The sequence below is a fragment of the Microbispora sp. NPDC046933 genome (genome assembly GCF_040644635.1).
In the GTDB taxonomy this organism is placed as follows: Bacteria; Actinomycetota; Actinomycetes; order Streptosporangiales; family Streptosporangiaceae; genus Microbispora.
In genome coordinates this window covers 110,774-137,438 of the sequence record NZ_JBEYWW010000008.1, presented here as the reverse complement: position 1 = coordinate 137,438, position 26,665 = coordinate 110,774, and the positions used below count along the sequence as shown (strand labels likewise).

The 26,665-nt window shown below is 70.2% G+C and carries 25 protein-coding genes; 12 read left to right on the top strand and 13 right to left on the bottom strand.

Going from position 1 to position 26,665, the window contains the following annotated elements; genetic code table 11:
- The first annotated feature begins 72 nt into the window (after positions 1–72).
- Positions 73–693: a GNAT family N-acetyltransferase gene (locus ABZ857_RS13280; RefSeq protein ID WP_142573380.1), complete on the top strand. Its 621-nt coding sequence runs from the start codon at positions 73–75 to the stop codon at positions 691–693.
- Positions 694–788: 95 nt separating this feature from the next.
- Here ABZ857_RS13280 and trxA read toward each other — a convergent pair whose 3' ends face one another.
- From trxA to ABZ857_RS13240, 8 genes are all read right to left on the bottom strand, one after another.
- On the bottom strand, positions 789–1,112 hold the full coding sequence (trxA, locus tag ABZ857_RS13275; protein ID WP_357042225.1) for a thioredoxin: 324 nt from the start codon (positions 1,110–1,112) through the stop codon (positions 789–791).
- A 78-nt stretch (positions 1,113–1,190) separates the two neighbouring features.
- The gene (trxB, locus tag ABZ857_RS13270; protein WP_357042222.1) at positions 1,191–2,120 is read right to left on the bottom strand and encodes a thioredoxin-disulfide reductase; all 930 of its coding nucleotides are present in this window, start codon (positions 2,118–2,120) and stop codon (positions 1,191–1,193) included.
- Between the two features lie 151 nt (positions 2,121–2,271).
- Positions 2,272–3,246: a zf-HC2 domain-containing protein gene (locus ABZ857_RS13265; protein ID WP_357042219.1), complete on the bottom strand. Its 975-nt coding sequence runs from the start codon at positions 3,244–3,246 to the stop codon at positions 2,272–2,274.
- Entirely contained in the window at positions 3,236–3,826 is a 591-nt protein-coding gene (gene sigM, locus ABZ857_RS13260; RefSeq protein WP_142564177.1) for an RNA polymerase sigma factor SigM, read from the bottom strand. Before sigM ends, ABZ857_RS13265 begins: the two co-directional genes overlap by 11 nt.
- A 60-nt stretch (positions 3,827–3,886) precedes the next feature.
- Entirely contained in the window at positions 3,887–5,386 is a 1,500-nt protein-coding gene (locus tag ABZ857_RS13255; RefSeq protein ID WP_357042216.1) for a serine/threonine protein kinase, read from the bottom strand.
- Between the two features lie 416 nt (positions 5,387–5,802).
- Positions 5,803–7,401, bottom strand: coding sequence for a murein biosynthesis integral membrane protein MurJ (murJ, locus tag ABZ857_RS13250; RefSeq protein ID WP_357042213.1), 1,599 nt, complete (start codon positions 7,399–7,401; stop codon positions 5,803–5,805).
- A 93-nt stretch (positions 7,402–7,494) separates the two neighbouring features.
- Positions 7,495–9,774 carry a hypothetical protein gene (locus ABZ857_RS13245; RefSeq protein WP_357042210.1) on the bottom strand — a complete coding sequence of 760 codons (2,280 nt, stop codon included), beginning with the start codon at positions 9,772–9,774 and terminating at the stop codon, positions 7,495–7,497.
- A gap of 46 nt (positions 9,775–9,820) precedes the next feature.
- Positions 9,821–10,357, bottom strand: coding sequence for a YbaK/EbsC family protein (locus ABZ857_RS13240; RefSeq protein ID WP_357042207.1), 537 nt, complete (start codon positions 10,355–10,357; stop codon positions 9,821–9,823).
- 142 nt (positions 10,358–10,499) lie between these two features.
- Between ABZ857_RS13240 and ABZ857_RS13235 the strand changes: the two genes are divergently transcribed.
- Entirely contained in the window at positions 10,500–11,933 is a 1,434-nt protein-coding gene (locus tag ABZ857_RS13235; RefSeq protein WP_357042204.1) for a CCA tRNA nucleotidyltransferase, read from the top strand.
- Positions 11,934–12,042: 109 nt separating this feature from the next.
- On the top strand, positions 12,043–13,320 hold the full coding sequence (locus tag ABZ857_RS13230; RefSeq protein ID WP_357042201.1) for an adenosylmethionine--8-amino-7-oxononanoate transaminase: 1,278 nt from the start codon (positions 12,043–12,045) through the stop codon (positions 13,318–13,320).
- Between the two features lie 62 nt (positions 13,321–13,382).
- Here ABZ857_RS13230 and ABZ857_RS13225 read toward each other — a convergent pair whose 3' ends face one another.
- Entirely contained in the window at positions 13,383–14,681 is a 1,299-nt protein-coding gene (locus ABZ857_RS13225; RefSeq protein ID WP_357042198.1) for an MFS transporter, read from the bottom strand.
- Between the two features lie 102 nt (positions 14,682–14,783).
- Here ABZ857_RS13225 and idi point away from each other — a divergent pair, with 102 nt between their 5' ends.
- Entirely contained in the window at positions 14,784–15,380 is a 597-nt protein-coding gene (gene idi, locus ABZ857_RS13220) for an isopentenyl-diphosphate Delta-isomerase (RefSeq protein WP_357042195.1), read from the top strand.
- A 75-nt stretch (positions 15,381–15,455) separates the two neighbouring features.
- Here the strand turns inward: idi and ABZ857_RS13215 are convergent, their stop codons facing one another.
- Together ABZ857_RS13215 and ABZ857_RS13210 are read right to left on the bottom strand one after the other, a co-directional pair.
- On the bottom strand, positions 15,456–16,535 hold the full coding sequence (locus tag ABZ857_RS13215) for an inositol-3-phosphate synthase (RefSeq protein ID WP_357042192.1): 1,080 nt from the start codon (positions 16,533–16,535) through the stop codon (positions 15,456–15,458).
- Between the two features lie 13 nt (positions 16,536–16,548).
- On the bottom strand, positions 16,549–17,187 hold the full coding sequence (locus ABZ857_RS13210) for a helix-turn-helix transcriptional regulator (protein ID WP_357042189.1): 639 nt from the start codon (positions 17,185–17,187) through the stop codon (positions 16,549–16,551).
- A 125-nt stretch (positions 17,188–17,312) separates the two neighbouring features.
- Between ABZ857_RS13210 and ABZ857_RS13205 the strand changes: the two genes are divergently transcribed.
- The 4 genes from ABZ857_RS13205 to ABZ857_RS13190 all read left to right on the top strand — a co-directional run bounded on the left by ABZ857_RS13205 (position 17,313) and on the right by ABZ857_RS13190 (position 23,600).
- Positions 17,313–17,696 (top strand): DUF5318 family protein, encoded by a 384-nt coding sequence (locus tag ABZ857_RS13205; protein WP_357042186.1) that lies wholly within the window; start codon positions 17,313–17,315, stop codon positions 17,694–17,696.
- A gap of 598 nt (positions 17,697–18,294) precedes the next feature.
- Entirely contained in the window at positions 18,295–20,784 is a 2,490-nt protein-coding gene (locus ABZ857_RS13200; protein ID WP_357042183.1) for a transglycosylase domain-containing protein, read from the top strand.
- Positions 20,785–20,888: 104 nt separating this feature from the next.
- The gene (locus ABZ857_RS13195; RefSeq protein WP_357042180.1) at positions 20,889–22,253 is read left to right on the top strand and encodes a glycosyltransferase 87 family protein; all 1,365 of its coding nucleotides are present in this window, start codon (positions 20,889–20,891) and stop codon (positions 22,251–22,253) included.
- Between the two features lie 111 nt (positions 22,254–22,364).
- The gene (locus tag ABZ857_RS13190; protein WP_357042177.1) at positions 22,365–23,600 is read left to right on the top strand and encodes a glycosyltransferase 87 family protein; all 1,236 of its coding nucleotides are present in this window, start codon (positions 22,365–22,367) and stop codon (positions 23,598–23,600) included.
- Between the two features lie 43 nt (positions 23,601–23,643).
- On the opposite strand, the gene ABZ857_RS13185 is transcribed toward ABZ857_RS13190, so the two are convergent.
- The gene (locus ABZ857_RS13185) at positions 23,644–24,435 is read right to left on the bottom strand and encodes a deoxyribonuclease IV (RefSeq protein ID WP_357042174.1); all 792 of its coding nucleotides are present in this window, start codon (positions 24,433–24,435) and stop codon (positions 23,644–23,646) included.
- A gap of 178 nt (positions 24,436–24,613) precedes the next feature.
- On the opposite strand from ABZ857_RS13185, the gene ABZ857_RS13180 reads away from it, so the two are divergent.
- Positions 24,614–24,790, top strand: coding sequence for a hypothetical protein (locus ABZ857_RS13180; protein ID WP_193203926.1), 177 nt, complete (start codon positions 24,614–24,616; stop codon positions 24,788–24,790).
- A 73-nt stretch (positions 24,791–24,863) separates the two neighbouring features.
- On the opposite strand, the gene ABZ857_RS13175 is transcribed toward ABZ857_RS13180, so the two are convergent.
- Entirely contained in the window at positions 24,864–25,109 is a 246-nt protein-coding gene (locus ABZ857_RS13175; protein ID WP_357042171.1) for a hypothetical protein, read from the bottom strand.
- Between the two features lie 271 nt (positions 25,110–25,380).
- On the opposite strand from ABZ857_RS13175, the gene rpsF reads away from it, so the two are divergent.
- From rpsF to rpsR, 3 genes are all read left to right on the top strand, one after another.
- Complete coding sequence (rpsF, locus tag ABZ857_RS13170) at positions 25,381–25,671, top strand: 30S ribosomal protein S6 (RefSeq protein WP_030508619.1); 291 nt, start codon at positions 25,381–25,383, stop codon at positions 25,669–25,671.
- Positions 25,672–25,772: 101 nt separating this feature from the next.
- Positions 25,773–26,309, top strand: a complete 537-nt coding sequence (locus ABZ857_RS13165; RefSeq protein ID WP_357042168.1) for a single-stranded DNA-binding protein — start codon at positions 25,773–25,775, stop codon at positions 26,307–26,309.
- A 102-nt stretch (positions 26,310–26,411) separates the two neighbouring features.
- Positions 26,412–26,648, top strand: coding sequence for a 30S ribosomal protein S18 (rpsR, locus tag ABZ857_RS13160; RefSeq protein ID WP_076439843.1), 237 nt, complete (start codon positions 26,412–26,414; stop codon positions 26,646–26,648).
- The last annotated feature ends 17 nt before the right edge of the window (positions 26,649–26,665 follow it).

The window sequence follows — 26,665 nt, the reverse complement described above, 5'->3', positions numbered from 1 at the left end:
TACGATGCGAGCTGGAGACGCCGTATTCGCGCGCTTTTCTGGCAGGACTCCTGACGGGGATTGGGGCATCACGTGTCGCGTCGGCTGGTCAATGTCACCCTCGACAATCTCGATGACCTGCCGCGCCGGTGCCGGCGGTGCGTGTTCTGGGAGCTCGACCCCGTCAGCGGCGAGCGCGCCGTGGAGGCGGGAGACCCGGGCCTGGAGAAGGAGGCGTGGATCTCGGCGACCCTCCTCGAATGGGGGAGCTGCGGGAAGATCGCCTACGTCGACGGCGTCGCGGCCGGGTTCGTGCTCTACGCCCCGCCGTTGTACGTCCCGCGCTCGGTGGCGTTCCCCACGTCCCCGGTCAGCTCGGACGCCGTGCTGCTGATGACCGCGCACATCGTGCCGGAGTTCACCGGCGGGGGGCTGGGCCGGATGCTCGTGCAGGGCGTCGCCAAGGACCTGACCCGCCGCGGCGTACGGGCGATCGAGGCGTTCGGCGACCTGAAGTGGGAGCAGCCGGGCGGCTGCGTGCTGCCCGCGGACTACCTGCTGTCGGTCGGGTTCAAGACCGTGCGCCCGCATCTGCGTTTCCCCCGGCTCCGGCTGGAGCTCAAGACGGCCGTGTCGTGGCGTGAGGACGTCGAGGTGGCACTGGAGCGCCTGCTGGGGTCGATGTCCCCGGAGCGGGCTCTGCGGCCCGTCTGAGGGGATTCCAGCGGTCCGTACGGCACCGGGGAACACAGGAGCCCCCCGCGCCGCACGCACGGGGGGCTCTTGGGACGGTGCCGGCGGAAACAGCGTCAGATGACGCCGTCGAGCTCGCGCAGCAGCATGGCCTTCGGCTTGGCGCCGATGATCTGCTTGACGACCTCTCCACCCTTGTAGACGTTCATCGTCGGAATCTGGAGCACACCGAAGTCCCGCGGCGTGACCGGGTTCTCGTCGATGTTCAGCTTGACGATGGTCAGCTTGTCGGCGTGCTCGGCGGCGATCTCCTCGAGGATCGGCCCGACCTGACGGCACGGACCGCACCACTCGGCCCAGAAATCGACCAGAACCGGCTTGTCGCTCTTGAGGACCTCGGCCTCGAAGCTCGCGTCCGTCACGCTCTTGATCGCGCCCACGGTATTTCTCCCCTTGCATGAGTGGTGTGGCGGTGCAGACAACCGCGGGGACGGTCCCCGCATTCCCGATGTCGGGACTCAGGCGTTCAGCGTCAGCCAGCGCTCGGCGTCCAGCGCCGCCGCGCACCCGGTCCCGGCCGCCGTGATCGCCTGGCGATAGATGTGGTCGACGACGTCCCCGGCCGCGAACACCCCGTCGATGTTCGTCCGCGTCGTGGGCGATTCCACCTCGATGTACCCCTGCTCGTCCAGATCGACCTGACCCTTGACCAGGTCGGTGCGGGGCTCGTGCCCGATCGCGATGAACAGGCCGCCCACCGGCAGGTCGGACTCCTCGCCGGTCTTGACGTTGCGCACCCGCACACCGGAGATACGCTCCTCGCCGAGCACGTCGGCGATCTCGCTGTCCCAGACGAAGCGGATCTTCTCGTTCGCGAACGCCCGATCCTGCATGATCTTGCTGGCGCGCAGCGAGTCGCGGCGGTGGATCACCGTCACCGACTTCGCGAACCGGGTCAGGAAGATCGCCTCCTCCATCGCCGTGTCGCCGCCGCCGACCACCACGATGTCCTGGTCGCGGAAGAAGAACCCGTCACAGGTGGCGCACCACGACACGCCCCGCCCCGACAGCCGCTTCTCGTTCTCCAGCCCGAGCTCGCGGTAGCGCGACCCGGTGGCCAGGATCACGGCCTTGGCGTAGTAGGTGTCGGTGTAGGTCTTGACGACCTTCGGGTTCGCCTCGAGGTCCACCTCGACCACGTCGTCGGCCACCAGCTCGGCGCCGAACCGCTCGGCCTGCTTGCGGAAGTTGTCCATCAGGTCGGGGCCCATGATGCCGTCGGGGAACCCGGGGAAGTTCTCCACATCGGTGGTGTTCATCAACGCCCCGCCCGCGGTGACCGACCCCTCGAAGACGAGCGGCTTCAGGTCCGCGCGCGCCGTGTAGACGGCCGCCGTGTAGCCGGCCGGCCCCGACCCGATGATGATCACGTTACGAACGTCGCTCAACGGACCCGCCCTCTTCGCTCCCGGTTGATGTGCAGTGCCGTCAACAGATCCTAGGCCCCGGTCATTCCCGGGCCGGTCCCCGATACGGCGAAGCCCCCCGGAGGTCGCGGGGGGCTTCGCCACTGCTGATGGTACGGCTCGCGCCGTGCGGTCACTTCCAGGTGGCCAGACCCTCGGGCCGTAGCTTGCGGCAGTCGGAGTCCACCACGACCACCCGGACGGCGTTCATGCTCTTGTCCTCCCAGAACGCCATGACGGTGGCCTCGTTGCCGTTGTAGAGGGCCTTGTCGACACCGATCGGCGTGCGGTCGAGCTCGTTCGAGAACCGCTTGACGCAGGTGTCCAGGTCCTCGTCGTCGTTGGTGCCCGAGCCGGGCGCCACGCCGAAGTAACCCAGCAGCGGCCCGCGCAGCTCCCGGCTGGTGTAGTTGTGGCCACTGGCGTAGGTCGAGTAGGTCAACGCCTGGACGTTGGTCGGGCTCTGGCCCGGGTCGCCCTGGCTCACCACCGGCTGGGACGGCGAGTCGCCGAACGAGAGCAGGCCGGTGGCGAGACCGCCGCTCCCGATCACGACGGCCGCCGCGGCGGCGGCCACGGCCGGCATCGCCCACGCGCGCCGCCTGGACGCCTTACGGCCCGCCGTACGCGTTCCGGAACGGCGCCTGGCCGGCACGATCGTCCCGTCGTCGGCGACGACACCCAGTGGAGTGGCCGTCGGGGTGGCCGGCGCGGGCTCGCGCTCCGGCTCCACGTGAGTCGCCGCGATGGATTCCGCGGTGGTTCCCACCGGGGTCGCGACCGGAGGCTCGACCGTCTCCCACGGAGCGCTCTCCCACGGGACACTCTCCCGTGGAGCGCTGTCCCATGGGGCCTCCCGCAGGACGCGGTCCCAGTCCGGGGCCTCGGCGGCCAGTGCCCGGTCGATGCGCTTGGCGACGCCCAGAGGCATCGCCGGCACCGGCATCGCCGCCAGGACCTCGCGAACCGCGGCCAGGTCGGCAAGGCTCTCCCCACAGGGGTCGCAGACCGCGAGATGCTCGCGGACCCGCCGGGCCATCGTGTCGTCGAGGAGACCCTCCGCCAGTTCGGCGAGAACCTCCAGGTCGTAGTGCGTGTCACCCGTCACGAAGTTCTGCTCCCTTCCCGGATGAGACGCGGGTGAGGTCGGATCGGTTCCGCAGATGCGAAAGAATCGGGGCGAGTTTCGCGCGGCCCCGCGCGCAGCGGCTCTTCACGGTGCCTGGCGGGACGCCCAGCACCGCCGCCGCGTCGTCCACCCCGTACCCCATCATGTCGACCAGCACGAGGGCCGCCCTCTGGTCGGGCGGCAGCAGCTTGAGCGCCGCCGTGACCTCCAGGGAGACCTCGCGCTCGCCCGCCTGGTCGGTGGCCGGAACCTCGCGCTCCACGGCCTCGATGAGCTCGTCGTCGGCCACCGGGCGCACCGACTTGCGGCGCATGCGGTCGAGGCAGGCGTTGACGACGATTCGGTGGAGCCATGTCGTGACCGCCGCCTCGCCGCGGAAGCTGCCCGCCTTCCGGTATGCCGAGACGAACGCGTCCTGGACCGCGTCGGCGGCCTCGTCGGGATCGCCGAGCGTACGCAGAGCGACCGCCCACATCCGGTCGCGGTGCCGCCTGACGATCTCGCTGAACGCGTGAGGGTCCCCGCCGAGGTGGCGGGCCAGCAGATCGGCATCGGACATCGCGCGAGGCGCGTGCTCAGCCGTCGGGGGATTGTCTGGTGGGGAATTCACAAGTCCCTGCTATGCCGATCCGGGGGAATGCACCGTTACTTCGTAGATAGTGCCACGATACTGCGAGCCCGAGGGGGGAAGTCGGGTGAACCAGATCAAAACGTACTGACCAGTGGTGGCCTTTTCCGGGGTGAGTGTCACGGAACCCGAGGCGCCCTTCTTCTCCGCCACGGTCTTCAGCGAGGACAGCTCCGCCGCGTCGCCCACCTTGAGCTGCACGGTCGCACCGCCCGCGTTGCCCAGGGAGACGACCACGTCGGCGACGGGGACCGGCTTGCCCATGTCGAGGATGAGCCCGACACCGTCCTTGAGCCGTCCGAGGTCGGCGCTGCTGTAACTCTCGGTGTGCCACTCGGTGGACGGCTTGCCGTCGATGGCGAGCGGGGCGAATTCCGGCTTCTCCGCACGGTCCGGACCGAGGGGGTCGAACCCGGTCGCGCTCACCGGCTTGACGGTGACCGGCTTGCGCGAGGGGGAGGGGGACTGCGAGACGTCCGACTGGGTCACCCGGGGGGTGTTGCCGAGGTTCTTGCCCACGGTCCAGGCGCCGACGCCGACCGCCGCCATCACGAGCAGGACGATGACGGTCAGCAGGATCTTGCTCGCGGCGCCGGTCTGCGGTCGCGGCGGAGGGACCATCGTCATGGGATGCGGCATGCGCGGCGGCATCGTGGACGAGCCCAGGCCGTCCGGCGCCTCGGTGTGCAGGTTCAGCGCGGGGGGCGCGGTGGTGACGGGGGCCGGCGCGGGGCGGGGCACCTCGGCCAGCGCGTCGGCCACGTCGGCCGGGGTGGCCAGCGGCGGCTGCCCCCGTCGCGGCTCCTGCAACAGCGCACGACAGGTGATGGCGTCCAGATAGCCGGGGACTCCGGCGGTGACCTGCCGGGGTGTGCAGATCTTGCCGTCGTCCAGGGGCGCGGGGGGCAGCCCGCAGTCGGAGTCGCCGGGCCAGTGGCCGGTCAGTGCCGCGTAGAGCAGGCGGCCCAGCCCCTCGGCGTCCTCCCGGGCGGGCTCCTCGCTGCTCAGGTCGAGGATCGCGGCGTCGACGGCGAGCCCGAGGAGCTTGACCGTGCCGCCGCTCGTCCAGACCAGACGGCCGGGGGTCAGGTGCAGGTGGGTGAGCCCGGCCGCGTGCGCGTGCGCCAGGGCCTCTGCGGCCTCGGCGACCAGGGCCGCGCCGCGCTCGGGCTCGACGGGACCGCTCTCCAGAAGGTCGAGGAGCGAGTCTCCGCTGACCCACTCGCTCACGACGTACGCCGTGCCGTCCTCGTCGGCCGCGTCGAAGACCTGGGTGAGGCGGGGGTCGGTCAGGCGGCTCGCCAGGCGGGCGGCGGTGACCACCTCCTGGACCCGGGGGAAATCGGGAGTGAACGTGTGGACCGCGACCGGGCGGGCGAGGATCTCGTCCAGGGCCTTCCACAGGGTCGCGCCGCCGGACTCGTGGACCCGGTCCTCAAGGCGGAAGCGACCCGCCAGCCGGGTCCCCGGTTCGACCGTGGACATGCTCATGCGGCCGCCCCGCTCCGCGGCCCGTCGGCATGCATCAGCCGATGCCGGGTGGTTCCGCCCACGCCTTCCCGCTTCCGCTCGCCGGTCCGAAACTCCAGATCGCGCCCCTGAGACCTCCTGCCTGCCGCGGTCGCCGAGCGGAGCACCGCCGGGTCGGCGAGACCCCGGAGACGAGCATCCGCGGGGCCGGAATCGGCCCGCGCGGCCACGCCGCCCGGTCCTCCTCCGCCTCGCGGTCGCCCGCCCGGCCGAATCCATCGGTAGGGCAAGATCTACGGGACGTTCCCTGGGTGGTGTCTCAACACTCCCTGGCGCACCATGCTAGTGCCGTGCCGCTTGTGCCCGCCTTCCCGATCGAAGACGTCCGAATCGGACTTTCGGGTTACCTTCCAGTTGCCGGTCGTTCTTGAGGACTCTTACCGTCCTACCCGGCCTGCGACAAGTCCAATGATGGAACGGACCTCGGGCACCCGCAGCCGGTGCGCGGCCAGCATGTACAGCAGCAGCCCGGCGCCGCCGCCCACCACGAGCACCACGGCCGAGCTCAGCGCGGTGATCGAGGTGACCTCCCTGGCCAGCCACAGGACCGCCAGCGCCAGCGCGGCGGCGGGGATCGCCGCCGCGTACATCCGGCCCAGGCCGCCGCTGATCTCCCGGCCGTCGAGCCCGCCGATCTTCCGGCTCGCCAGCGCCCACGCGAGCCCGGCCAGCACGACGTACGTGACCAGGTAGGCGAAGCCCATCCCGATGACGATGTATCGGTCGGGGAGCATGAAATACGCGATCAGGCTGAGCGTCGCGTTGATGGCCACGTTCACCGCCGCCATGATCGCCGGGGTGCGGGTGTCGCCGAAGCTGTAGAAGACCCGCAGCAGGAGCTGGAAGATCGAGAACGGCACGAGCGCGACGCCGAACACCTGCAGCACGTGGCCGATGTAGATCGCGTCGCCCGCCGTCATGCGGCCCCACGAGAAGATCATCGCGGTGACCGCAGGGCCGAGCACCATCAGCAGCAGGCTCGCCGGGACGATGACGGACGAGACCAGCCGCACCGCCGAGGCGAACTCCGTACGCACCTCGTCCAGCCGGCCATCGGTCACCGACCGGCTCATCCTCGGCAGCATCGCCGTGATCACCGACACCGCGATGATCCCGTACGGGAGCTGGAAGAGCTGGAACGCGTACGACCACGCGCTGTTGCCGGCGCCGGGGGACCGTTCTCCCGCGCCGGTGGCGAGCTTGGTGGTGACCCAGAACCCGATCTGGGTGATGCCGGTGTAGGCGAACGTCCACACGGCGGCCCTGGCCGCCTCGCCCAGCCCGGTGCCGCGCAGCCCGAGGCGCGGGCGGAACCGGAACCCGGCCCGGTGCAGCGCGATGATCAGCACCAGTGCCTGGGCCACGATGCCGCCGGTCGTGCCGAGACCGAGCAGCGTGAGGTCACGCTCGCTCACCTTGTCGATGTCCGACGACGCTACGGCGTAGTAGGCGGCCAGGACTCCCATGACCACGATGTTGTTCAGCACCGGCGCCCACATCGGGGCGGCGAACCTGTCCCGCGTGTTGAGGATCGCCCCGGCCAGCGAGCCGATCCCGAAGAACGCGATCTGCGGCAGCATGAACCTGGCCAGGGTGGCGGCGACCTCCACCTTGTCGTCGGACCAGTTCGAGGCGGTGTAGAGCTCCATGATCGGCCGGGCCAGCAGCACGCCGAGCAGTGCGACGGCCGTCAGCACCACCACCGCCAGCGTCATCAGCCGCTGCTCGAACGCCTGGCCCCCGTCCGGGTCGCGCTGCTGCGCCCGTACGATCACCGGCACGATCACGCTGCTCAGCACGCCCTGCAGCAGCAGGTCGAGCAGGATGTAGGGGATCATGTAGGCCGCGTTGTAGGCGTCGCCGAGGTCGAACGTCCCGATGGCGGCGGCGAGCATCGCCGTACGGACGAAGCCGGTGAGCCGCGAGACCATCGTCCCGGCCGCCATGATCGCGCTGGCCCGCAGCATCCTGCTCATGGTTTTCCTTCGGTTCACGACGGCCGGAATCGCGTGGCCGCCTTCCTCCAGTGGTCCCAGACTTCAGGGTGGTCCAGACTACGGCGACCCAGACTACGGCGACTGGGTGCGCTCGGCCGGGACGGCTCCCGGCCGGCCGGCGGGCGGGCCGTCCTCGTTCTCCGGCCCGTTGAACGGGAACGCCTTGCGCGACCTGCGGCGCAGGATGCGCATCACCACGGCGGCCAGCATGATGACCACGGCCGCCCCCACGATGACGAGGGCGATGCCGGTGTAGCCCGTCGCGCGCACCACGACGCGCACCGCGCTGCCGTACTTCTCGTCCCCGTCCGTGAGGAGCTGCACCGAGATGCTCGCGTCGCCGCCCTCGTTGCGCACGATCACCGGTACGTTCACGAGCTGGCTGCGCCCCGCGAGGATCCTGGTCGTGGGGGTCACGTAGACCCCTCCGGGGGCGTCGATCGCGAGCCGCGACTTGCTGCCCGAGGTGACCCGGATCTTTATCTGGATGTCCTTGTCCAGGTTGTTGGCCACGCTGACCGGGACCTGGCCGTTGCTTCCCGCGACCGCGCGGGGGGTGTCGAGCACGGACACGTCGTCGATCCGGTCGTCGATCGCCTTCTGCACCTGTCCGGCGAAGGAGAGCGCCCGCTTGCCGTCGCCCCGCCAGGAGGCCGAGGAGAGCCGGAGTATGGCCGTGTGGAAGACGTCCGTGTGCTCCTCGGTGACGGTGGCCACGGCGTCGGCCTTGCGCTCCAGCTTGCGTACGGTGGCGAGGTAGGAGCGGCTCAGTTCGGCCTGGCGGTCGTGCTCGGTGTAGGTCAGGTCGCCGCGCGGCACGCCGGCCCGGCCGGGCTTGACCGAGTCGAGCGAGGTCATGCGCAGCCAGGGGGCGCTGGAGGCGGCCTGGAGGAGGCCGGAGACGAACGCCGGGTCGGGAGTCCACAGGTGCGACTCCGGAGCCGCGATCACCGTGCGGACGGCCGTCTTCGCCGTCGCGCCCTGACCGGTCTGGCCGGTCTGGCTCGTCTGCCCATTCTGCCCGAGTTGTCCGAACTGCCCACTCTGCCCGGTCTGCGAGGTCTGCTGCTCGAAGGCGATCATCGCGGTCTCGGCGAGGAACCGCTGCCGCGCGAGCATCGCGGCGCCGGGGGCGGACACGTTTCCGCCGAGGACCTCGCTGAGCGTGGGGTCGGCCAGCAGCGCGGTGAGCGGGTTGTCCGCGACGGTGTCGAGCCTGGCCGCCCCGTCGGGAGTGGTCTGCGCGGGCGGGGGGACGGGCTGCGCGTTCTGCGTCGGGTCCTGCACCGTGTTCTGCCCGGTGGCCCGCGGCGGCAGCGCGTCCCCCGACAGCAGCACGGACGTCACGCCCGACATCGCCAGTTCGTCCACCGCGTCACGGTCGATCTTGCCGCCGGCCGGCCACGCGGTGGTGCCGCGGATCTCCCGGCCGAGCAGTTCGCTCGCGAGGGCGGCCCCGCGCTGGACGGACGCCGCGGCCTGCTTGTCGAGGCCGTGGTGGACCAGCGCGGCCACGTCCGGGTCGGCGTACGGCGTGGCGACGACGGTCTTGTCCGTCAGCGCGCTGCGCAGGCCGTTCAGCCACTGGCCCGCGGCCTGGTCGGCGTTCTTGCGCGTGCCGCGCACGCTCCTGGTCCCGGAGGACAGGGCGCGGACGTCGTCGAGCAGGGCGGGGTCCACGAACCAGGTCACCCCGCCGCCCGTGTCCTGCGCGGTCTGGAGCAGCGACGCGAGACGACCGGACGTGAGCGAGGCGGACAGGTCGTCGTCCATGAACGTCGCGTCGTCGGCGCGGTGGGGCCGGTCCACGATCGGCAGGGCGACGGCCAGCTTGATCTTGGGGATCTGCTCGCCCTTGGGGGCGTACGTCAGGAAGGTCCGTTCGATCCCGAGCCGCTGCCCGGTCGCCGCGTCGGTCACCTCGATCTCGAAGGGATAGACCCCCGGCCGGGGCATGCCCAGCTCCCCAGGGGTCACGGTGAACCGGAAAGGGAGCTTTCCCGACTGGTCGAGCGGAGTGGCCTGGATTCTGGTGCTCCAGTTGGTGGTGGCGTACCCCTGCTCCGCCAGGTAGGCCGCCATCTCGGCGCGGGAGGCGAACGGCCGGCCCCGGGAGTAACGGACGGCGACCCGCACGGAGGACCCCGGCGTGCCGGAGACGGTCCCCGAGACGGTTATGGGGGCGGCGCCGACGCGCACGACCTCCGGCGTGATCTCGCTCACGACGAGCGGATCGGCGGGAGCCGCGGCCGCGACGCGACCCGGGGGTGCCGCGACAGCCGTACCGGCCATGCCCGCGGGGGAGGCGAGCAGGGCGGTCAGCAATGTCAGCAGCGCGGCCTTACGGATCATGTGCCGGCCGGCGGTGAGGTACGGCGCACGTCCAGAATGCTATTGGCTACGCGGTCCGCATAGGACTCACCAGGCTTGCGAGACCCCTCCTGTGGGTGGCGGTCAGGTCGACGGGCTTGGCCGCCACCAGGTCGAACAGGTGGATGGCGCGCACTCGCAAAGCGGTGCGGCGCTCGCCGGTCGCGGTGTGGACGACCTCGTCGGGATCGATGCGCTCCATCAGGCGCTGGTCCACCAGGACGGTCAGATCGTCGGGCAGCAGCAGCGGGCAGACCAGGCCGTGCGCGTAGTCGGTGGCCGAGTTGACGGTGAAGGCGGACGCGGGGGTTACCCTGTGGGCGCGCAGGACGGCGCCCACCGCCGCCGGCCCGGGACAGGAGTTCACCGCGCTCACCACGGCCACCTCGTGTGTCCGCCCGCGCGCCGACACCTCGAACAGCGACACGCACAGGCACGTCTCGGGAGTGACCCCCAGCACCTCGGGAAGCTCGTCCGAGCATGTCAACGGGCGCGGAAGACGTACGATCTCATGGTGGATCTGGTGGGCGAGGAGCCAGCGGTGAATCGCGAGAGCGTCTTTCATCTCTTGTGCTCCTTGCGTCGTCCAGCGCCCCCGAACCGTCCGTGGCCTGGTGATCGCTAGGTGTGTCTCCCCTGGGTGACACCCGAACACCTGGGCCGTCGGGGGAGAGTTTCTGTTCCGTGACCGAAGGACCTACCCAGCCTTGTCCGTTTCAAATCTGAGCGACAGCCAGCAGCGCGCCGTGAACGAACTGTTCCGCCGGATCGCCCCTGTCGCCGACGAGCTCGGTGAGCTGTTCTCGGCCCGGGGGCACGAGCTGGCCCTGGTCGGCGGCTCCGTCCGCGACGTCCTCCTCGGCCGTGCGGGCAAGGACCTCGACCTGACCACCGACGCCCGTCCCGAGCGGGTGCTGGAGATCGTCAAGGACTGGGCGGACGCCGTCTGGACGATCGGGATCGACTTCGGCACCGTCGGCGTGCGCAAGGGCGGGTGGCTGCTGGAGATCACCACCTACCGCAGCGAGTCGTACGACCCCGCCTCGCGCAAGCCCGAGGTGATGTACGGCGACTCGCTCGACGGCGACCTCGCCCGGCGCGACTTCGCGGTCAACGCCATGGCCGTCCGCCTGCCCACCCACGAGTTCGTCGACCCGTACGGCGGGCTGCCGGATCTCGCCGCCAGGACGCTGCGGACGCCGGGCCGCCCCGAGCAGTCGTTCGACGACGACCCGCTGCGGATGCTGCGGGCGGCCAGGTTCGCGGGCCAGCTCGGGTTCACCGTGGCCCCCGAGGTCGTCGAGGCCATGACCGCGATGTCCGGCCGCATCGAGATCGTCTCGGCCGAGCGGATCCGCGACGAGCTCGACAAGCTGATCCTCGGCGCGCACCCGAGGGCCGGGCTGGCGCTGCTGGTGGATACCGGGCTCGCCGCCCATGTCCTGCCCGAGCTGCCCAGGCTGCGGCTGGAGATCGACGAGCACCACCGGCACAAGGACGTCTACGAGCACACGCTGATCGTGCTGGAGCAGGCCATCGGGCTGGAGACGGCCGGCCCCGACCGGGTGCTGCGGTGGGCGGCCCTGCTGCACGACATCGGCAAGCCGAAGACCCGGCGCAACGAGCCCGGCGGCCGGGTGTCGTTCCACCACCACGAGGTGGTCGGCGCGCAGATGGCCAAGAAGCGGCTCGCCGAGCTCAAGTTCCCCAAGGACGTGGTGTCCGACGTGTCCAGGCTCGTGGAGCTGCACCTGCGCTTCCACGGCTACGGGACGGGGGAGTGGACCGACAGCGCCGTGCGCCGCTACGTCCGCGACGGGGGACACCTGCTCGAACGCCTGCACAAGCTGACCAGGGCCGACTGCACCACCCGCAACAAGCGCAAGGCCCAGGCCCTGTCGCGCACCTACGACCAGCTGGAGGAGCGCATCGCCAGGCTGGCCGAGGAGGAGGAGCTGGCCAAGATCCGGCCCGAGCTGGACGGCAACGAGATCCAGGAGATCCTCGGCGTGCCGCCGGGCCCGGTCGTCGGCAGGGCCTACAAGCACATGCTGGAGATCCGCATGGACCAGGGCATGATCGGCAAGGAGGCCGCCAGGGAGGCCCTGCTCGCCTGGGCTCACGACAACGGGATCCTGTAGTACCTGTAGTACCGCGACCGACACGAATTGTTTTCGTGGGCCGGGCGACAACGCGGCGAGGTGCCGCTCTGGCGACGCGACGGGGCGAAGATCGCAGGGAGGGGCACTGGTGGACACCGGGGAGGTCCTCCGGCTGGACCGGGAGCACGTCTGGCACCCGTACACGGCCGTGCCGCCGGGGGTGCCCGCGCACGTCGTCCGCCGGGCCGCCGGCGTGCGGATCACGCTCGGCGACGGCCGTGAGCTGATCGACGGCATGGCCTCCTGGTGGGCCGCGATCCACGGATACAACCACCCGCGGCTCAACCAGGCCGTGCGCGACCAGGCCGACGAGATGGCGCACGTCATGTTCGGCGGTCTCACCCACGAGCCCGCCGTACGGCTCGCGCACCGGCTGGCCGGGATGACCGGGCTCGACCGCGTCTTCCTCGCCGACTCGGGCTCGGTGGCGGTCGAGGTCGCGATCAAGATGGCGGTCCAGTACAGCGGGCGCTCGACGCTGCTGACCGTGCGCGGCGGCTACCACGGCGACACGTTCGCCGCGATGTCGGTCTGCGATCCGGTCAACGGCATGCACCACCTGTTCACCGGCATGCTCCCGGCCCACGTCTTCGCGCCGCTTCCGCCGCACGACTACGGCCGCCGCCCGGTCCCGGCCCCGGTCTCGATGACGCGGTCCGGCCCCGACGAGGCGTACCTGGCGGAGCTGACCGCGGCCGTCGAGGCCCACGCGGCCGACCTCGCCGCGATCATCGTGGAACCGGTGGTGCAGGGCGCCGGCGGCATGCGGTTCTACCACCCGGCCTACCTGCGGCGGCTGCGCGACCTGGCCGACGAGCACGGCATCCTGCTGATCGCCGACGAGATCGCCACCGGCTTCGGCCGTACGGGGGAGATGTTCGGCTGCGACCACGCCGGGATCAGGCCGGACATCATGTGCGTGGGCAAGGCGCTGACCGGCGGATACATGACGCTCGCCGCCACGCTGTGCACCGCGCGGGTGGCCGACCGCATCGGCGTGCTCATGCACGGCCCGACCTACATGGGCAATCCGCTCGCCTGCGCCGTGGCCGGCGCCTCGCTCGACCTGCTCGCCGAGCGGCCCTGGCGGGAGGAGGTCGCGCGCATCGAGGCCGCCCTTCTCGACGGCCTCGCCCCCGCCGCGGACGCCCCGGGCGTACGGGACGTACGGGTGCTGGGCGCGATCGGGGTGATCGAGGCCAACCAGCCCGTCGATGTCGCGAAAATTCAGGACATCGTGATGGAGCACGGCGTCTGGTTGCGGCCCTTCGGCCGCCTGATCTACACCATGCCGCCGTACGCCTGCACGCCGCAGGACGTCGCCCGCATCACCGGCGCCATGGTCGCCGCTACGGCGGCGCTCTGAGCCGGTCGCGGACGTAGTGAGTCCTCGAAGGTCTTGAACGCCAAGACGTCCTCCTGATGCGGTCAGTCGGCGGCGGGGACCGGCGGTCTGCGTACGGCCGCGGGCAGGATCAGCCGGTACACCCCCGCGCCCAGCAGGTAGCCGATCCCGATCACGGCGAGCGCGAGATAGGACCTGCCGTCGGGCGGCAGCAGCCCTGCCGCCAGCACCGCGCCGAGGACGGTCATGCCGTTGAACAGCATGTCGTACACGGAGAAGGCGCGGCCGAGGTAGGCGTCCTCGACGTCGCGCTGCACGACGGTGTCCGCGCAGATCTTCACGCTCTGTCCCGCGACGCCGATGACGAGTCCGGCGGCCACGAACGCCCACTGGTGGAACGTCGCGCACAGCGCGAACTCCAGGACTCCGCAGGTCACCAGCATCATCGGGACCCAGGTCTCGATCCGGAACCGGTCGGTGGCCCACGGGGTGACCAGCACCGCGGCGAAGCTCCCCACGCCGACGGCCCCCAGCACGAGAGTGATGCCCTTCAGCGCGTCGTCGGGGTTCGAGGTGAAGCTGTAGCGGTAGAGCATGACCACCGCCGCGGTCGAGATGCCGAACATGAGGCGGTGGGTCGCCATGCCGCCGAGGGCCGCCGCCGCCGCACGCCGGTGCGCGAGGTGCCGCGCGCCGTCCACCAGGCCGGTGAGCACGTGCCGTACGGCCTCGCGGGCCTGCGGGCGGTCCGGATCGTAGGCGGGGCCGAGCAGGGAGCGCTCCATCGTCCGCGCGATCAGCGCGCTCAGCCCGAAGACGAGGCCGGAGCAGGCCAGCAGCACCGCGACGCCCGTGTCGTCCGATCCGGCGACCGCGCGAAGCGCGACGCCGGCGCCCATCCCGACGAACGTCAGCACTGTGCCCGAGGTGGGCGTCACCGCGTTGCCCATCATCAGGTGCTCGCCCGGCACGACGTGCGGCAGGGACGCGCCGAGAGCCGCCAGGAAGAAGCGGTTGACCGCGAGCACGCCGAGCGCCGCCGCGTAGAAGACGGCGTCGGGGGCCCCCGACGCGACGAGACAGGCGGCCAGCACCAGCAGCGTCCCGCGTACGAACGGCGCGACGACGAGGATCTGCCGCCTCGACCAGCGGTCGATGAACACCCCGACGAAGGGCCCAAGGACGCTGTACGGCAGGAGCAGCACGGCGAGGCCCGCCGCGATCGCGGTCGCGCTGGCCTGCCGGTCCGGGCTGAAGAACGCGTAACCGCCCACGGCGAGCTGGAAGATCCCGTCCGAGAACTGCGAGACGAGCCGCGTGGCGAAAAGCCGCCGGAAGTTTCGGCCCCGCAGGACCACCCGCAGATCGGAGACATAGGACACGGCGACAGCCTACGCGGGCGATCACAGCTGGGGCATCAGGATCAACCCTGATAAAGCCCCCTACGTCTCACCCGCATCAAGGTGATCACGTACTCTCGCAGAGTGACCTCACAGGAACATGTCGTGCTGGTCGACGGCGAGGGCAACCCGATCGGCACCGCTCCCAAGTCCACCGTCCACGGCGCCGACACTCCGCTGCACCTGGCGTTCTCCAGCTATGTCTTCGACCACCGGGGCCGCCTGCTGCTCTCGCGGCGGGCGGGCTCGAAGCTGACCTGGCCCGACGCGTGGACCAACAGCTGCTGCGGGCACCCGCTGCCGGGCGAGCCGCTGTCGTCGGCGGTGATCCGCCGCCTCGGATTCGAGCTGGGCCTGGCCGTCGAGTCCGTCGACCTGATCCTGCCGGGCTTCTCCTACCGGGCCGTGATGGACAACGGCATGGTGGAGAACGAGCTGTGCCCGGTCTACCGGGCCGTGGTGACGGAAGAGGCCGCGCCCAACGCCGAGGAGGTGGGCGAGGTCCGGTGGGAGCCCTGGACGCGCTTCGCCGCCGAGGTGATGAGCGGGGAACTGGACATCTCGCCCTGGGCCCGGTTGCAGGTGCCCCAGCTCGTCGCGCTCGGGCCTGACCCGCTGGCCTGGCCGGTGGCCGACCCCGCGGCCCTGCCGCCGGCCGCGCGCCCGCTCAGCAACCGCTGAGACACGCGCGGACACAGAACCGCCCCGGTCCGCGTCGAGCGGAGCCGGGGCGGGACACGCGGTGGACGACGGGCGTCAGCGCTCGACCTCGCCGCGGATGAACTTCTCGACGGCCTCGCGGGCGTCGTCGTCGGAGTACTGCTCCGGCGGCGACTTCATGAAGTAGGACGAGGGCGACAGGAGCGGGCCGCCGATGCCCCGGTCGAGGGCGATCTTGGCCGCGCGGACCGCGTCGATGATGATGCCGGCCGAGTTGGGCGAGTCCCAGACCTCGAGCTTGTACTCCAGGTTGAGCGGGGTGTCGCCGAACGACCTGCCCTCCAGGCGGACGTAGGCCCACTTGCGGTCGTCCAGCCACGGCACGTGGTCGGACGGGCCGATGTGGACGTCGGCCTTGGCCATCTCGTGCGGGATCTGCGACGTGACCGACTGCGTCTTGGAGATCTTCTTGGACTGGAGGCGGGTGCGCTCCAGCATGTTCATGAAGTCCATGTTGCCGCCGAAGTTGAGCTGGTAGGTGCGCAGCAGCTCGACCCCGCGGTCCTCGAACAGCTTGGCCAGCACGCGGTGCGTGATCGTGGCGCCGACCTGCGACTTGATGTCGTCGCCCACGATCGGGACGCCGGCCTCGGTGAACTTCGCGGCCCACTCGGGGTCGGAGGCGATGAAGACCGGCAGCGCGTTGACGAAGGCCACCTTGGCGTCGATCGCGCACTGCGCGTAGAAGCGGTCGGCCTCCTCGGAGCCCACCGGGAGGTAGGACACCAGGACGTCGACCCGGGCGTCCTTCAGCGCCTGGACGACGTCGACCGGCTGCTCGTCCGACTCCTCGATGATCTCGCGGTAGTACGTGCCCAGCCCGTCGAAGGTCGGGCCACGCTGCACGGTGACGCCGAGCGGCGGCACGTCGCAGATCTTGATCGTGTTGTTCTCGGAGGCCACGATGGCCTCCGAGAGGTCACGGCCGACCTTCTTGGCGTCCACGTCGAAGGCCGCGACGAACTCCACGTCGCCGACGTGGTAGTCACCGAACCGCACGTGCATGAGGCCCGGCACACGGCTGCCCGGATCCGCGTCCTTGTAGTAGTGGACGCCCTGCACCAGCGATGCGGCGCAGTTGCCCACACCGACGATGGCTACGCGCACCGAACCCATAGCACTCGCTCCTTTACCTATCTACCTCGGGCGTGTCCGCCCTCTGGGTCTCTTCCTGTACGGCTTGCGCGGGATCCGGGGGGTGATCCCCCTCGCCGGGAGCCGAGCGGCTCCGCCGTTCCGAGTCGATCAGCTCGTTCAGCCAGCGGACCTCGCGCTCGACCGACTCCAGCCCATGGCGCTGGAGTTCGAGCGTGTAGCTGTCCAGTCGCTCTCTCGTGCGGGCGAGGGCCTCACGGACGCGGTCGAGACGTTCCTCCAGACGGCTGCGGCGGCCCTCCAGGATGCGCAGCCGCACCTCCGCCTCCGTATGCCGGAAGAAGGCGAAGTGAATCCCGAAGCTCTCGTCCTCCCAGGAGGACGGGCCCGACTGGCTGAGCAGCTCCTGCAACCGCTCCTTACCCTCCGCCGTGATCTTGTACACGATCTTCGACCTGCGGCCGAGAACCGTGTCCTCAGGGGGCTCCTCCTCGGCGATGAGGCCCTCGTTGAGCAGACCCCTGAGGCAGGGATACAGCGAGCCGTAGGAGAACGCACGGAACATGCCGAGCAGCGTGTTGAGCCGTTTGCGCAGCTCGTATCCGTGCAAGGGCGTTTCGTGCAGCGATCCCAGGACGGCGAGCTCCAGCACACCTCCACGAGAGCCCGTCACTGGAACCACCCCCTGTGTCCGACCGATGTATCGACTCGATACATCCGCAGGATACGTCGGGGTGTCATAGATGGCAACGGGTCAACGGTTGGGCAAGATTCAGCAAAGGGTCGTAATCTGGCCGCATGTGGTCACAGCGGTCGGTCGTGGACTACGGCCTCGCAAAGCGGGCGGCCGTGCAGTCCGTCCGCGCCGGCCGCATGCGGGCGCGGGACGTGTGCGACGCCCACCCATACCTGCTGCGCGCGGCCCGGTTCCACGGAGAGCCGACGAGTCGCGTCTGCCCTATATGCGAACGAAAGAACGTGACCAACGTCACATACGTATATGGGGACGAATTAGGACGAGTAGCCGGCCAGGCAAAAGGTATGGCCGAGCTCACCGCGATGGCCCGGGAATACCGCGAATTCCGGGTCTACGTGGTGGAGGTCTGCCAAGGTTGTTCCTGGAACCACCTGGCGGTGTCGTTCGTCCTCGGAACAGCCGATCCCCCGGGCCCTTCTCTGTAGGGCGACCTCCACCTCCAGGAGGACCGCCCGCCGGCCTGTCGGCCGACGTCGATCAATTCCCCGAAACATCTGACGAGGACGCGTGACTTACAGCAGCTATGGACCGGAGCCGACCGGCCGTCCCGAGGACGCCTCGGGCTCCGGTGGATCATCCCGCCCTGGGCGCCGTCGTCGCTCGCCCCGGGAATCCGACGAGTACGGCGAGTACGGCGAGCCCGCTCCGCCGCGACAGCCCGGCAGGGGCCCGGCGCCACAGCCGCCCCGGGCCGCCCGGCAGGGAGGACCTGAGCAGCGCCGCAGAGAGGCGGCGGCCTTCGAGGACACGGCGGCCATGAACGCGGTGCCCCCCGGCCCGCCGCAGAGACCGGCACAGGGACCGGCACAGGGGCGGGCTCAGGGGCCGGCTCAGGGACCCGCCCAAGGACCGCAGCAGGGACCCCGGGGACCGATGGGCGGCGGTCGCCCGCCGGCGGGCCGTGACCCCCGTTACGCGGCCGGCCCCGGCGGCCCGGCGGGTCAAGGGGGTCAAGGTGGTCAAGGGGGTCAAGGCGGTCCTGGCCGGCCCGGCGCTCCCTCCCCGGACGAGCGCACCCAGGCGATGGGCATGCCGTCCGGCGGCTTCCGCCCCGACGTTCGCGGGGACGCGGACGGGCAGCGCACCGAGGCGATCCAGACCGGTGGTCGCCGCCGCAGGCCCCCGGGCCGGGGTGGCCGCGGTCCGGGGGGTCCCGGCGGTCCCGGTGGTCCGGGTGGTCCCGAAGGCCCCGGCGGGCGCGGCCCCCGGGACCCGCGCGACTTCGACGACTTCGACGAGGACGACGAGAAGCCGCGCCGTACGGGCTGGAAGCGCTTCCTCCCGAGCTGGAAGATCCTCGTGGCGGCCTTCACCGTGCTGGCCGCCGGCACCTTCGGCATGATCGCGGTGGCCTACGCCAACACTCCGCTGCCGGAGGCGACCCAGGCGGAAGCCGTGGCCCAGGGCAGCGCCATCTACTACAACGACGGCAAGACGCTGATCGGCAAGGTCGGCACCCCCCGCGTCATCCTCGACGACCTCAACAAGGTGCCGAAGCACGTCCAGGACGCCGTCATCGCGATCGAGAACAACACCTTCTGGTCCGACAGCGGCATCTCGATCCCCGGCATGGCGCGGTCGGTCTGGATGACCGCGACCGGCCAGCAGCTCCAGGGCGCCTCGACCATCACCCAGCAGATGGCCCGCAACTACTACGACGGCCTCAGCCAGGAAGTGTCGATCAAGCGAAAGATCAAGGAGATCTTCGTCGCGGTCAAGCTCGACCAGAAGGTGAGCAAGAGCAAGATCCTGCTGCAGTACCTCAACACGGTGCCCTTCGGCCGTGCCTACGGCATCGAGGCCGCCGCGCAGGCGTACTTCAAGAAGCACGTCGAACAGCTCACTCCGGAGCAGGGCGCCTACCTCGCCGCGCGCATCCAGACGCCCGCGCTGGACGCCGACTCCCCGCGGTTGCAGAGCCGGTTCAAGGACGTCGTCAACGCCATGGCGAAGCTCGACCCGGCCAAGTACGGCAACCTGCCGAGCACGGCCAAGTTCCCCAAGACCGTCCCCGAGCGCAACAGCAACGAATTGGGCGGTCTGAAGGGCTACATGATCGTCCAGGTGATGCAGGAGCTGAAGACCCGGATGAACCTGTCGCCCGACCAGGTCAGGAGCGGCGGCTACAAAATCATTTCGACCTTCGACAAGAAGATGATGCAGGCCGCCAGGAAGGCGGTCATCGGCACCACCGCCAGTCTGCCGAAGGAGATCCACGCCGGTCTGGCCGCGGTGGATCCCACGACGGGACGGGTGCTCGCCTTCTACGGCGGAGAGGACTACGTCAACGACAACTGGAACGAGCCGTTCGACTCCAGGAAGCAGGCCGCCTCGGCGTTCAAGCCGTACGTGCTGGCCGCCTGGCTGGACGCCGGGTACAGCCTGAACAGCTTCCTGCCGGGCACCCAGACCGTGCCCAAGGAACTGCCGGGCTTCGAGAAGGGCCTCGCCAACAGCCACTCCAGCACCCCGTCCGCCATCAACGCGATCTACGCCACCGCGCACTCGGTCAACACGGCGTTCGCCTCGATGGCGTACAAGCTGGACGAGGACAACGGCACGGTCGGGCAGCTCAGCGCGGTGAAGCAGATCGCGGAGGAGGCGGGGCTCGACAAGAAGAGCCTGGAAGACGACATCAAGAAGCACCAGTACCAGTTCTCCATCGGCAGCGCCGGGGTCACCCCGGTCGAGCAGGCCGCCGGTTACTCGATCTTCGCCAACGAGGGCAAGCACATCGACTACCACGTGGTCAAGGAGGTCAGGAAGGACACGGAGGTCGTCTTCCCCGAGCGGCGGGAAGTGAAGCAGGTGATCACGCCCGAGGCGGCGGCCGACTCCGTGGCGGCCATGGAGGAGGTGCTCAAGTCGGGTACGGCGGCGGGCCGGGGCATCGGCCGTCCGGCCGCCGGCAAGACCGGCACCAACAACGACAACAAGGAAGCGTGGTTCGTCGGCTTCACCCCGCAGCTCTCCACCGCCGTCGGCATGTACCGCGAGCAGTGCGTCACCAAATCGGGCAAGATCGTCCAGCCGATCGACGCGAACTGCCCGGAGACCCCCGGAGGGAAGGAGAGCAAGAAGTACGGCCCGAACAACCGATACTCACAAGGCCGTGAGATATCGCTCGGCGCCGGCATCGAGGGCGCGACCTACCCGACCACGATCTGGCGGAACTTCATGATGGAGGCGCTCGCGGGCAAGCCGGTCAAGCAGTTCCCGCCGAAGGCCGGGCTGGGCTCTCCGGAGAACCTGGTGCCGAGCCCGACGCCCACTCCGTCGCCGACCCCGGACGACGGCGGGTTCCCGACCGACTTCCCGACCAACTCCCCCGACGACGACGGCTGCTACGACATCGGCCCGGGATGCGACGGCGGTGACGGCTTCGGCGACAACCCGGGCCAGGGCGGCCAGGACGGCGGCCCGGGAGGTGGCGACGTCCCGATGAACATCCACGACGGCCCGGCCGCCCTGCCGGCCGGGCCGGGCAACGGCAGGAACGGCCGCGGCGCCTGATCCGCCGATCCGATGTCCCGAAGGGGCCCGTGGCGACTCCCGCCGCGGGCCCCTTCGGTGCGCGGGGTCGCCAATCCGAGGTGTTGAATGGTGCAATACCGAGCATGACGACCCGGACCACGAACTCCGCCCCGCTGCCCGGGGTCGCCGCGCGGGCGGTGCCGTACCTGCCTCTCGGGCTTCTCGCGGGGCTCGGCGCCGTTCTCGCATACCTGTGGAAGTATCCCTGCCGGTTCGGCGGAGCCTGGAACGGCGGTGTCGGGCAGTTCACGAACTTCTGCTACACCGACATCTATCCGCTGTTCTGGGCCGAGCACCTCAACGAGGGCAAGGTCCCCTACGTCGACTACCCGGTCGAATATCCGGTCGGCATCGGCGGGATCATGGAGTTCGCCCGCCGGCTCGCGCACGGCGACGGGGTCGTGTTCTACGACGTCACCGTGGTCCTGATGGGAATCGCGCTGGTCGCGGGCGTGCTGCTGACGGCGGCGCTGGCCGGCCCGGCCCGCCGCTGGGACGCCCTCTGGTACGCCGTCGGCCCGGCCGTCATCCTCTGCGCGTACATCAACTGGGACCTGGCCGCGGGGGCTCTCGCACTCGGCGGCCTGCTCGCCTGGTCCCGCCACCGGCCGTGGCTCGCGGGTGTGCTGCTGGCGCTGGCCGTGGCCACGAAGTTCTACCCGCTGATGTTCTTCGGCGCGTTGTTCCTGCTCACGGTGCGTACGGCGAAGTGGGTGCCGTTCCTCAAGACCGTCGCGGCGGCCGCGGCCGCGTGGCTGCTGGTGAACGTGCCGATCATGCTGGTCAACTTCGAGGGCTGGAAGCGGTTCTACGCGTTCAGCAGCGAGCGCGGCGCCGACTGGGGCGGGCTGTGGTTCTTCTTCCAGAAGACCCAGTGGTTCGGCATGGAAAGGCCCGGTTTCCTGGCCTTTCTCGGCGACCCCGAGAAGCTGAACACCATGGCCATGGCCGCCCTGGCGGTGCTGCTGCTGGGCGTCGCCGTGCTGGCGCTCGCCGCGCCGCGCCGGCCGCGCCTGATGCAGCTGTGTTTCCTCGCGCTGGCCGCCTTCATGATCACCAATAAGGTCTGGTCGCCGCAGTACGTCCTGTGGCTGGTGCCGTTCGCGGTGCTGGCCAGGCCGAGGTGGGGCGCGCTGGCCGCCTGGCAGGTCGCCGAGTGCTGGTACTTCTTCTCGATCTGGCTCTACCTGGTCAGCCAGTACCCCGACCAGGCCTCCCTCGGCATCGGGGACGACCCGTACTTCCTGTCGGTCTGGGCCCGGGCGCTGACCATCGTCATCCTCATGGCGCTCGTCGTCCGCGACATCCTGCGGCCCGAGCACGACGTCGTACGCCAGGGGGAGGCCGACGACCCGTCGGGCGGGGTGTTCGACCACGCCGAGGACCGTCTCGTGCTGCGCCGTTCGCTCCTCGCGAGGGGCGTGCGGCAGCAGCCGGAGACGGCGTGAACCCCTGAAACTTACATCGGATTTCGCGCCCGTCGCGGCGCGGCCCGGAGCCGTCCGAGCGGAGGCATCGCGTAGCGTCGCCTGAGAGGGGCGACGAACGGGGGAGACGCGATGCGCCGGAGGCCACCATGGCTCCTGTTGCTGGTCTGGACGGTGACCCGGGTGGCGCTCCTGCTCGTCGCGACCCAGACCGTCTCGACCGGGCACGGCGAGTCCTTCAGGAACGACGTCACCCTCTACCGTCTCTGGTCCGACGTCCTGATGGAGGGGCGGTTCCCTGCCGGGGACGAGAAGTGGCAGTACCCGCCGTTCGCGGCGCTGCCGCTGCTCGCCCCCCGCCTGCTGCCGCTGGGCTACCACGTCGCCTTCTATCTGCTCGCGCTGCTGTGCGACCTGGCGATCCTGCTGTTGCTGTGGCGGTTCTCGGGCCCACGCCGCGGCGGGGGCCGTGCGGGCCCGTGGGCGTGGACCCTGGGCGCGGCCCTGCTCGGCCCGGTGCTCGTCTCCCGCTACGACCTCATGGTCACGCTCGTGGCGGTGCTCGCGCTGACGACGTCGGCCAACCCGGCGGTGCGCGGGGCGCTCATCGGCGTCGGGCTCCTCGTCAAGGTGTGGCCGGTCGCGCTGCTCGCCGGCCTGCGGCGGTGGCGCGAACTGCTGACCACGTCGGCACTCACGCTCGTCGTCGCGGTGGCGGGATGCGGCGTGGCCGCCCTGATCCTGCCGCACGCGCTGGACTTCCTGACCGCGCAGGAGAAGCGGGGCCTGCAGATCGAGTCGCTGGCGGCCACGCCGTTCGCGCTCGCGCGGGCCCTCGGCTGGTGGGACGGCTACACCACCTACCAGCACGGCGCGATGGAGGCCGTCGGCGGCGGCGTGGGCGTCGCGACCCTGCTGAGCGTGGCCGCCACACCCGTGGCGCTGGCGCTGGTCGGGCTGTGGTGGCTGCGCGCGGCCCCGAGCCCGCGGTCGTACTACGACGCCGCGCTCACCACCGTGCTCTTCCTGGTCGCCACCAGCCGGGTGCTGTCGCCGCAGTACCTCGTCTGGGTGATCGGCGTCGCCGCCGTCATCCTGTCGGTGCGGCGCGACCGGCCCGGCCCGACGCAGCGGCCGGCCGCCCTGCTCGTCATGGTCGCCGCCCTGCTGACGGGGATCATGTATCCCTGGATGGAGCTGGACTACAGCTGGGCGGGGGCCCTGCCGGGGACGCTCGTGCTGGTCGTGCGCAACCTGGTCTTCCTGGCCGCGGCGGTCACGTCGTACGTGCAGTTGTGGCGCGCCACACGCAGGCCTCGGCAAGTGAGGGCGGCGCGGGGCGTTCAGGCAGCCGTACCCGCTTCCTGAGGTTCTCAATCCGCAGAGTTATCCACAGGGTGTGGACGAGTGTCTACAGGTGCTTGCGCAGGAACGCGATGTCGTCGGCCTGGCCCTCGAACGGCGTCTCGACCACGATCGGCGCCCCGGCCGTCCGGCAGACCTCCAGGATCGCCTCGGGGTCGATCTGCCCGGCGCCGAGGTTGGCGTGGCGGTCGGCCCCGGAGTCGAACGCGTCCCGCGAGTCGTTGCAGTGCACGAGGTCGATGCGACCGGTGATCGCCTTCACCCGCTCCACGAGCCCGGCGAGCTCCTCGCCGCCCGCGTGGAAGTGACAGGTGTCCAGACAGAAGCCGACGACCGAGGGGTCCGGAGCCCCCGCCGTCACCGCGTCCCACAGCCGGGCGATGCGCTCCAGCTTGCGCGCCATCGCGTTGCCGCCGCCGGCCGTGTTCTCGATCAGCACGGGGATCGGGCACTCGGTGCGCTCGAAGACCTTGCGCCAGTTGTCGAAGCCGGTCTGCGGGTCGTCGCCCGCGTTGACGTGCCCGCCGTGGACGATCAGGCCCTTGGCGCCGATGGCCGCCGCCGCCTTGAGGTGCGCGTCGAGCAGCTTGCGGCTCGGGATGCGGATGCGGTTGTTCGCGGTGGCCACGTTGATGACGTACGGCGCGTGCACGTAGACGTCCACGTCCGAGGCGCGCAGGGCGTCGGCGGTGGCGGGTGTCACCGGGCCCTTCCACCCCTGGGGGTCGCCGAGGAAGAACTGCACCACGTCGGCGTCGCGGGCCGCCGCGTGCGCGAGCGGGTCGTCCTGGTCGACGTGGGCCCCGATCCGCGGGCGGGCGCCGTCGTGGCTGTCCATGCCGTTCCTCCATCGCTTGGCTGGTAAGGGGGCTGCCGGACGCGGAGGGCGAACTCTAGGCGCTCTCCAAGAGCGTTTCAAGAGGACACGCTGTTTCAAGAGCGCGAACCAGGGCAGTCGCGTTGCACGCGCCCCCGAAACCCGCGCGCGATACTACTTCGTCGTCAAGGAGACGAGCATGAGATATCGCTTAGGCAGCTTCATCCTTCTCATCTACATCCTCGTCGGCCTCTATGTGGCCTGGCTCCACGACTACATCACTCCCACTCTCCTCAAGCAGGTCGCCCAGGCCCTGATCGCGGTCTTCCTCTGGTTCCTCGTACTGCTCGGCGTGGACCTGCACATCGGCGGCTGAGCGGCGCTTCTCGGCCGCACAGGCTTCCGCTGCACGGGTCGTCAGCTGCCCGGGGTTTCAGCTGCACGGGTCTTCAGCTGCGCAGGGTGACTCCGCGGGGGAGGAAGCCTCCGTGCGCGATCCCCAGCGCGGCGCCGACGAACGACCCCACGATCCCCACGATGATCAACGATCGCTGTCTGGTGGTCGACGAGACGAACTGGGCGTACAGGCCGCCCCAGAACCCGATCGCGCCCACCCATGACGCGATCATGTGGGCTGTCACGATGAAGCCCGTGACGAACGCCACCAGGCCGCACACCAGCGTCGCGATCGTCATCGCGTTCTCCCGCGGGTGCGGCCTGCCGTCCGTGTTCAGCGTGAGATGAACGGGGTGCCTTTTCTTGCGGCCGATGGCGTGTCGCATCGTGCCTACCCCCTCTCCGACCTCCAGTTTCACTCTCCGGGCCGGGTACGGCCAAGTGGCTGGTAGCCTTATTCGGCTGCGTCTGATAAGGGCCGGGGGCATGGCCGCCCGGCGCGAGGCGCAGGGTCCTCCTGTCACGGCAAGGCGTCGTGACCGCAAGAGTCCAGAGGAGGTTGGATCACACATGCGTCGCTACGAGATGATGGTCATTCTCGACCCGTCCCTCGACGAGCGCACCGTGCAGCCGTCGCTCGACCAGTTCCTCACCGTCGTCCGCAACGACGGCGGCACCGTGGAGAAGGTCGACGTCTGGGGCCGTCGCCGCCTGTCCTACGACATCGCCAAGAAGTCCGAGGGCATCTACGCCGTGGTCGACCTGACCGCCGAGCCCGCCACCGTGAAGGAGCTGGACCGTCAGCTCAACCTGAACGAGGGCATCCTCCGCACCAAGGTCATCCGCCCCGAGCTCCACTGAGCTCCACTGGCAGAACCCGAAGCCCGGCGGTTTGTCGGGCCCGGGCCGTACTCTGAGCCCTTGACGGCTCAGCTGACGGGATAGGAAGGCGAAAGCGACCGATGGCAGCAGGCGACACACAGATCACGATCGTCGGCAATCTTGTCGACGACCCGGAGCTGCGCTTCACCCCGACGGGTCAGGCCGTGGCCCGGTTCCGCATCGCGTCCACTCCGCGGTTCCTCGACAGGCAGACCAACGAGTGGAAGGACGGCGAGGGCCTGTTCCTCACCTGCAACGTCTGGCGGCAGGCGGCGGAGAACGTCGCCGAGAGCCTCCAGCGCGGCATGCGGGTGATCGTGCAGGGACGGCTGCGCCAACGGTCGTACGAGACCAAGGAAGGCGAGAAGCGCACGGTCTACGAGGTCGAGGTCGACGAGGTCGGCCCCTCGCTGCGCAACGCCACGGCGAAGGTCAACAAGACCACGCGCCAGGGCGGTGGCGGCGGCGGCTTCGGAGGCGGCCCGGCCAACGACCCGTGGGCGACCGCGGCGCCCGCCCCGCAGGGGGGCTACGGCTCCGGCGGTGGCGGCGGCTTCGGCGCCCCGCAGGGCGGTGGCGGCTTCGGCGGCGACTTCAGCGACGAACCGCCCTTCTAGGTCATCGGGGCCTTCCGGTCCCACCACCGTGAACACAACCGAGCGAAACCTAACCGAGCGCACCATTCCCGCGACATGCGGGGCTCTGAGAGGAGCACCACGATGGCGAAGCCGGCAGTCCGCAAGCCCAAGAAGAAGGTTTGCCTTTTCTGCCACGACAAGATCTCCTACGTCGACTACAAGGACACGGGGCTGCTGCGGAAGTTCATCTCCGACCGCGGCAAGATCCGTGCCCGCCGGGTGACGGGCAACTGCACCCAGCACCAGCGCGACGTGGCGACCGCTATCAAGAACGCCCGTGAGATGGCCCTGCTGCCGTACACGAGCACCGCGCGCTGAGAAAGGAGACTCAGGAC

What these genes read in the sequence shown, in the direction of transcription:
- sigM (WP_142564177.1), bottom strand. Translation starts at nt 3,826, where the DNA reads ATGTCCGATGCCGATCTGCTGGCCCGCCACCTCGGCGGGGACCCTCAC.
- ABZ857_RS13255 (WP_357042216.1), bottom strand. Translation starts at nt 5,386, where the DNA reads ATGAGCATGTCCACGGTCGAACCGGGGACCCGGCTGGCGGGTCGCTTC.
- murJ (WP_357042213.1), bottom strand. Translation starts at nt 7,401, where the DNA reads ATGAGCAGGATGCTGCGGGCCAGCGCGATCATGGCGGCCGGGACGATG.
- ABZ857_RS13245 (WP_357042210.1), bottom strand. Translation starts at nt 9,774, where the DNA reads ATGATCCGTAAGGCCGCGCTGCTGACATTGCTGACCGCCCTGCTCGCC.
- ABZ857_RS13240 (WP_357042207.1), bottom strand. Translation starts at nt 10,357, where the DNA reads ATGAAAGACGCTCTCGCGATTCACCGCTGGCTCCTCGCCCACCAGATC.
- ABZ857_RS13215 (WP_357042192.1), bottom strand. Translation starts at nt 16,535, where the DNA reads ATGGGTTCGGTGCGCGTAGCCATCGTCGGTGTGGGCAACTGCGCCGCA.
- ABZ857_RS13205 (WP_357042186.1), top strand. Translation starts at nt 17,313, where the DNA reads ATGTGGTCACAGCGGTCGGTCGTGGACTACGGCCTCGCAAAGCGGGCG.
- ABZ857_RS13200 (WP_357042183.1), top strand. Translation starts at nt 18,295, where the DNA reads ATGGGCATGCCGTCCGGCGGCTTCCGCCCCGACGTTCGCGGGGACGCG.
- ABZ857_RS13195 (WP_357042180.1), top strand. Translation starts at nt 20,889, where the DNA reads ATGACGACCCGGACCACGAACTCCGCCCCGCTGCCCGGGGTCGCCGCG.
- ABZ857_RS13190 (WP_357042177.1), top strand. Translation starts at nt 22,365, where the DNA reads ATGCGCCGGAGGCCACCATGGCTCCTGTTGCTGGTCTGGACGGTGACC.
- ABZ857_RS13185 (WP_357042174.1), bottom strand. Translation starts at nt 24,435, where the DNA reads ATGGACAGCCACGACGGCGCCCGCCCGCGGATCGGGGCCCACGTCGAC.
- ABZ857_RS13180 (WP_193203926.1), top strand. Translation starts at nt 24,614, where the DNA reads ATGAGATATCGCTTAGGCAGCTTCATCCTTCTCATCTACATCCTCGTC.
- ABZ857_RS13175 (WP_357042171.1), bottom strand. Translation starts at nt 25,109, where the DNA reads ATGACGATCGCGACGCTGGTGTGCGGCCTGGTGGCGTTCGTCACGGGC.
- rpsF (WP_030508619.1), top strand. Translation starts at nt 25,381, where the DNA reads ATGCGTCGCTACGAGATGATGGTCATTCTCGACCCGTCCCTCGACGAG.
- ABZ857_RS13165 (WP_357042168.1), top strand. Translation starts at nt 25,773, where the DNA reads ATGGCAGCAGGCGACACACAGATCACGATCGTCGGCAATCTTGTCGAC.
- rpsR (WP_076439843.1), top strand. Translation starts at nt 26,412, where the DNA reads ATGGCGAAGCCGGCAGTCCGCAAGCCCAAGAAGAAGGTTTGCCTTTTC.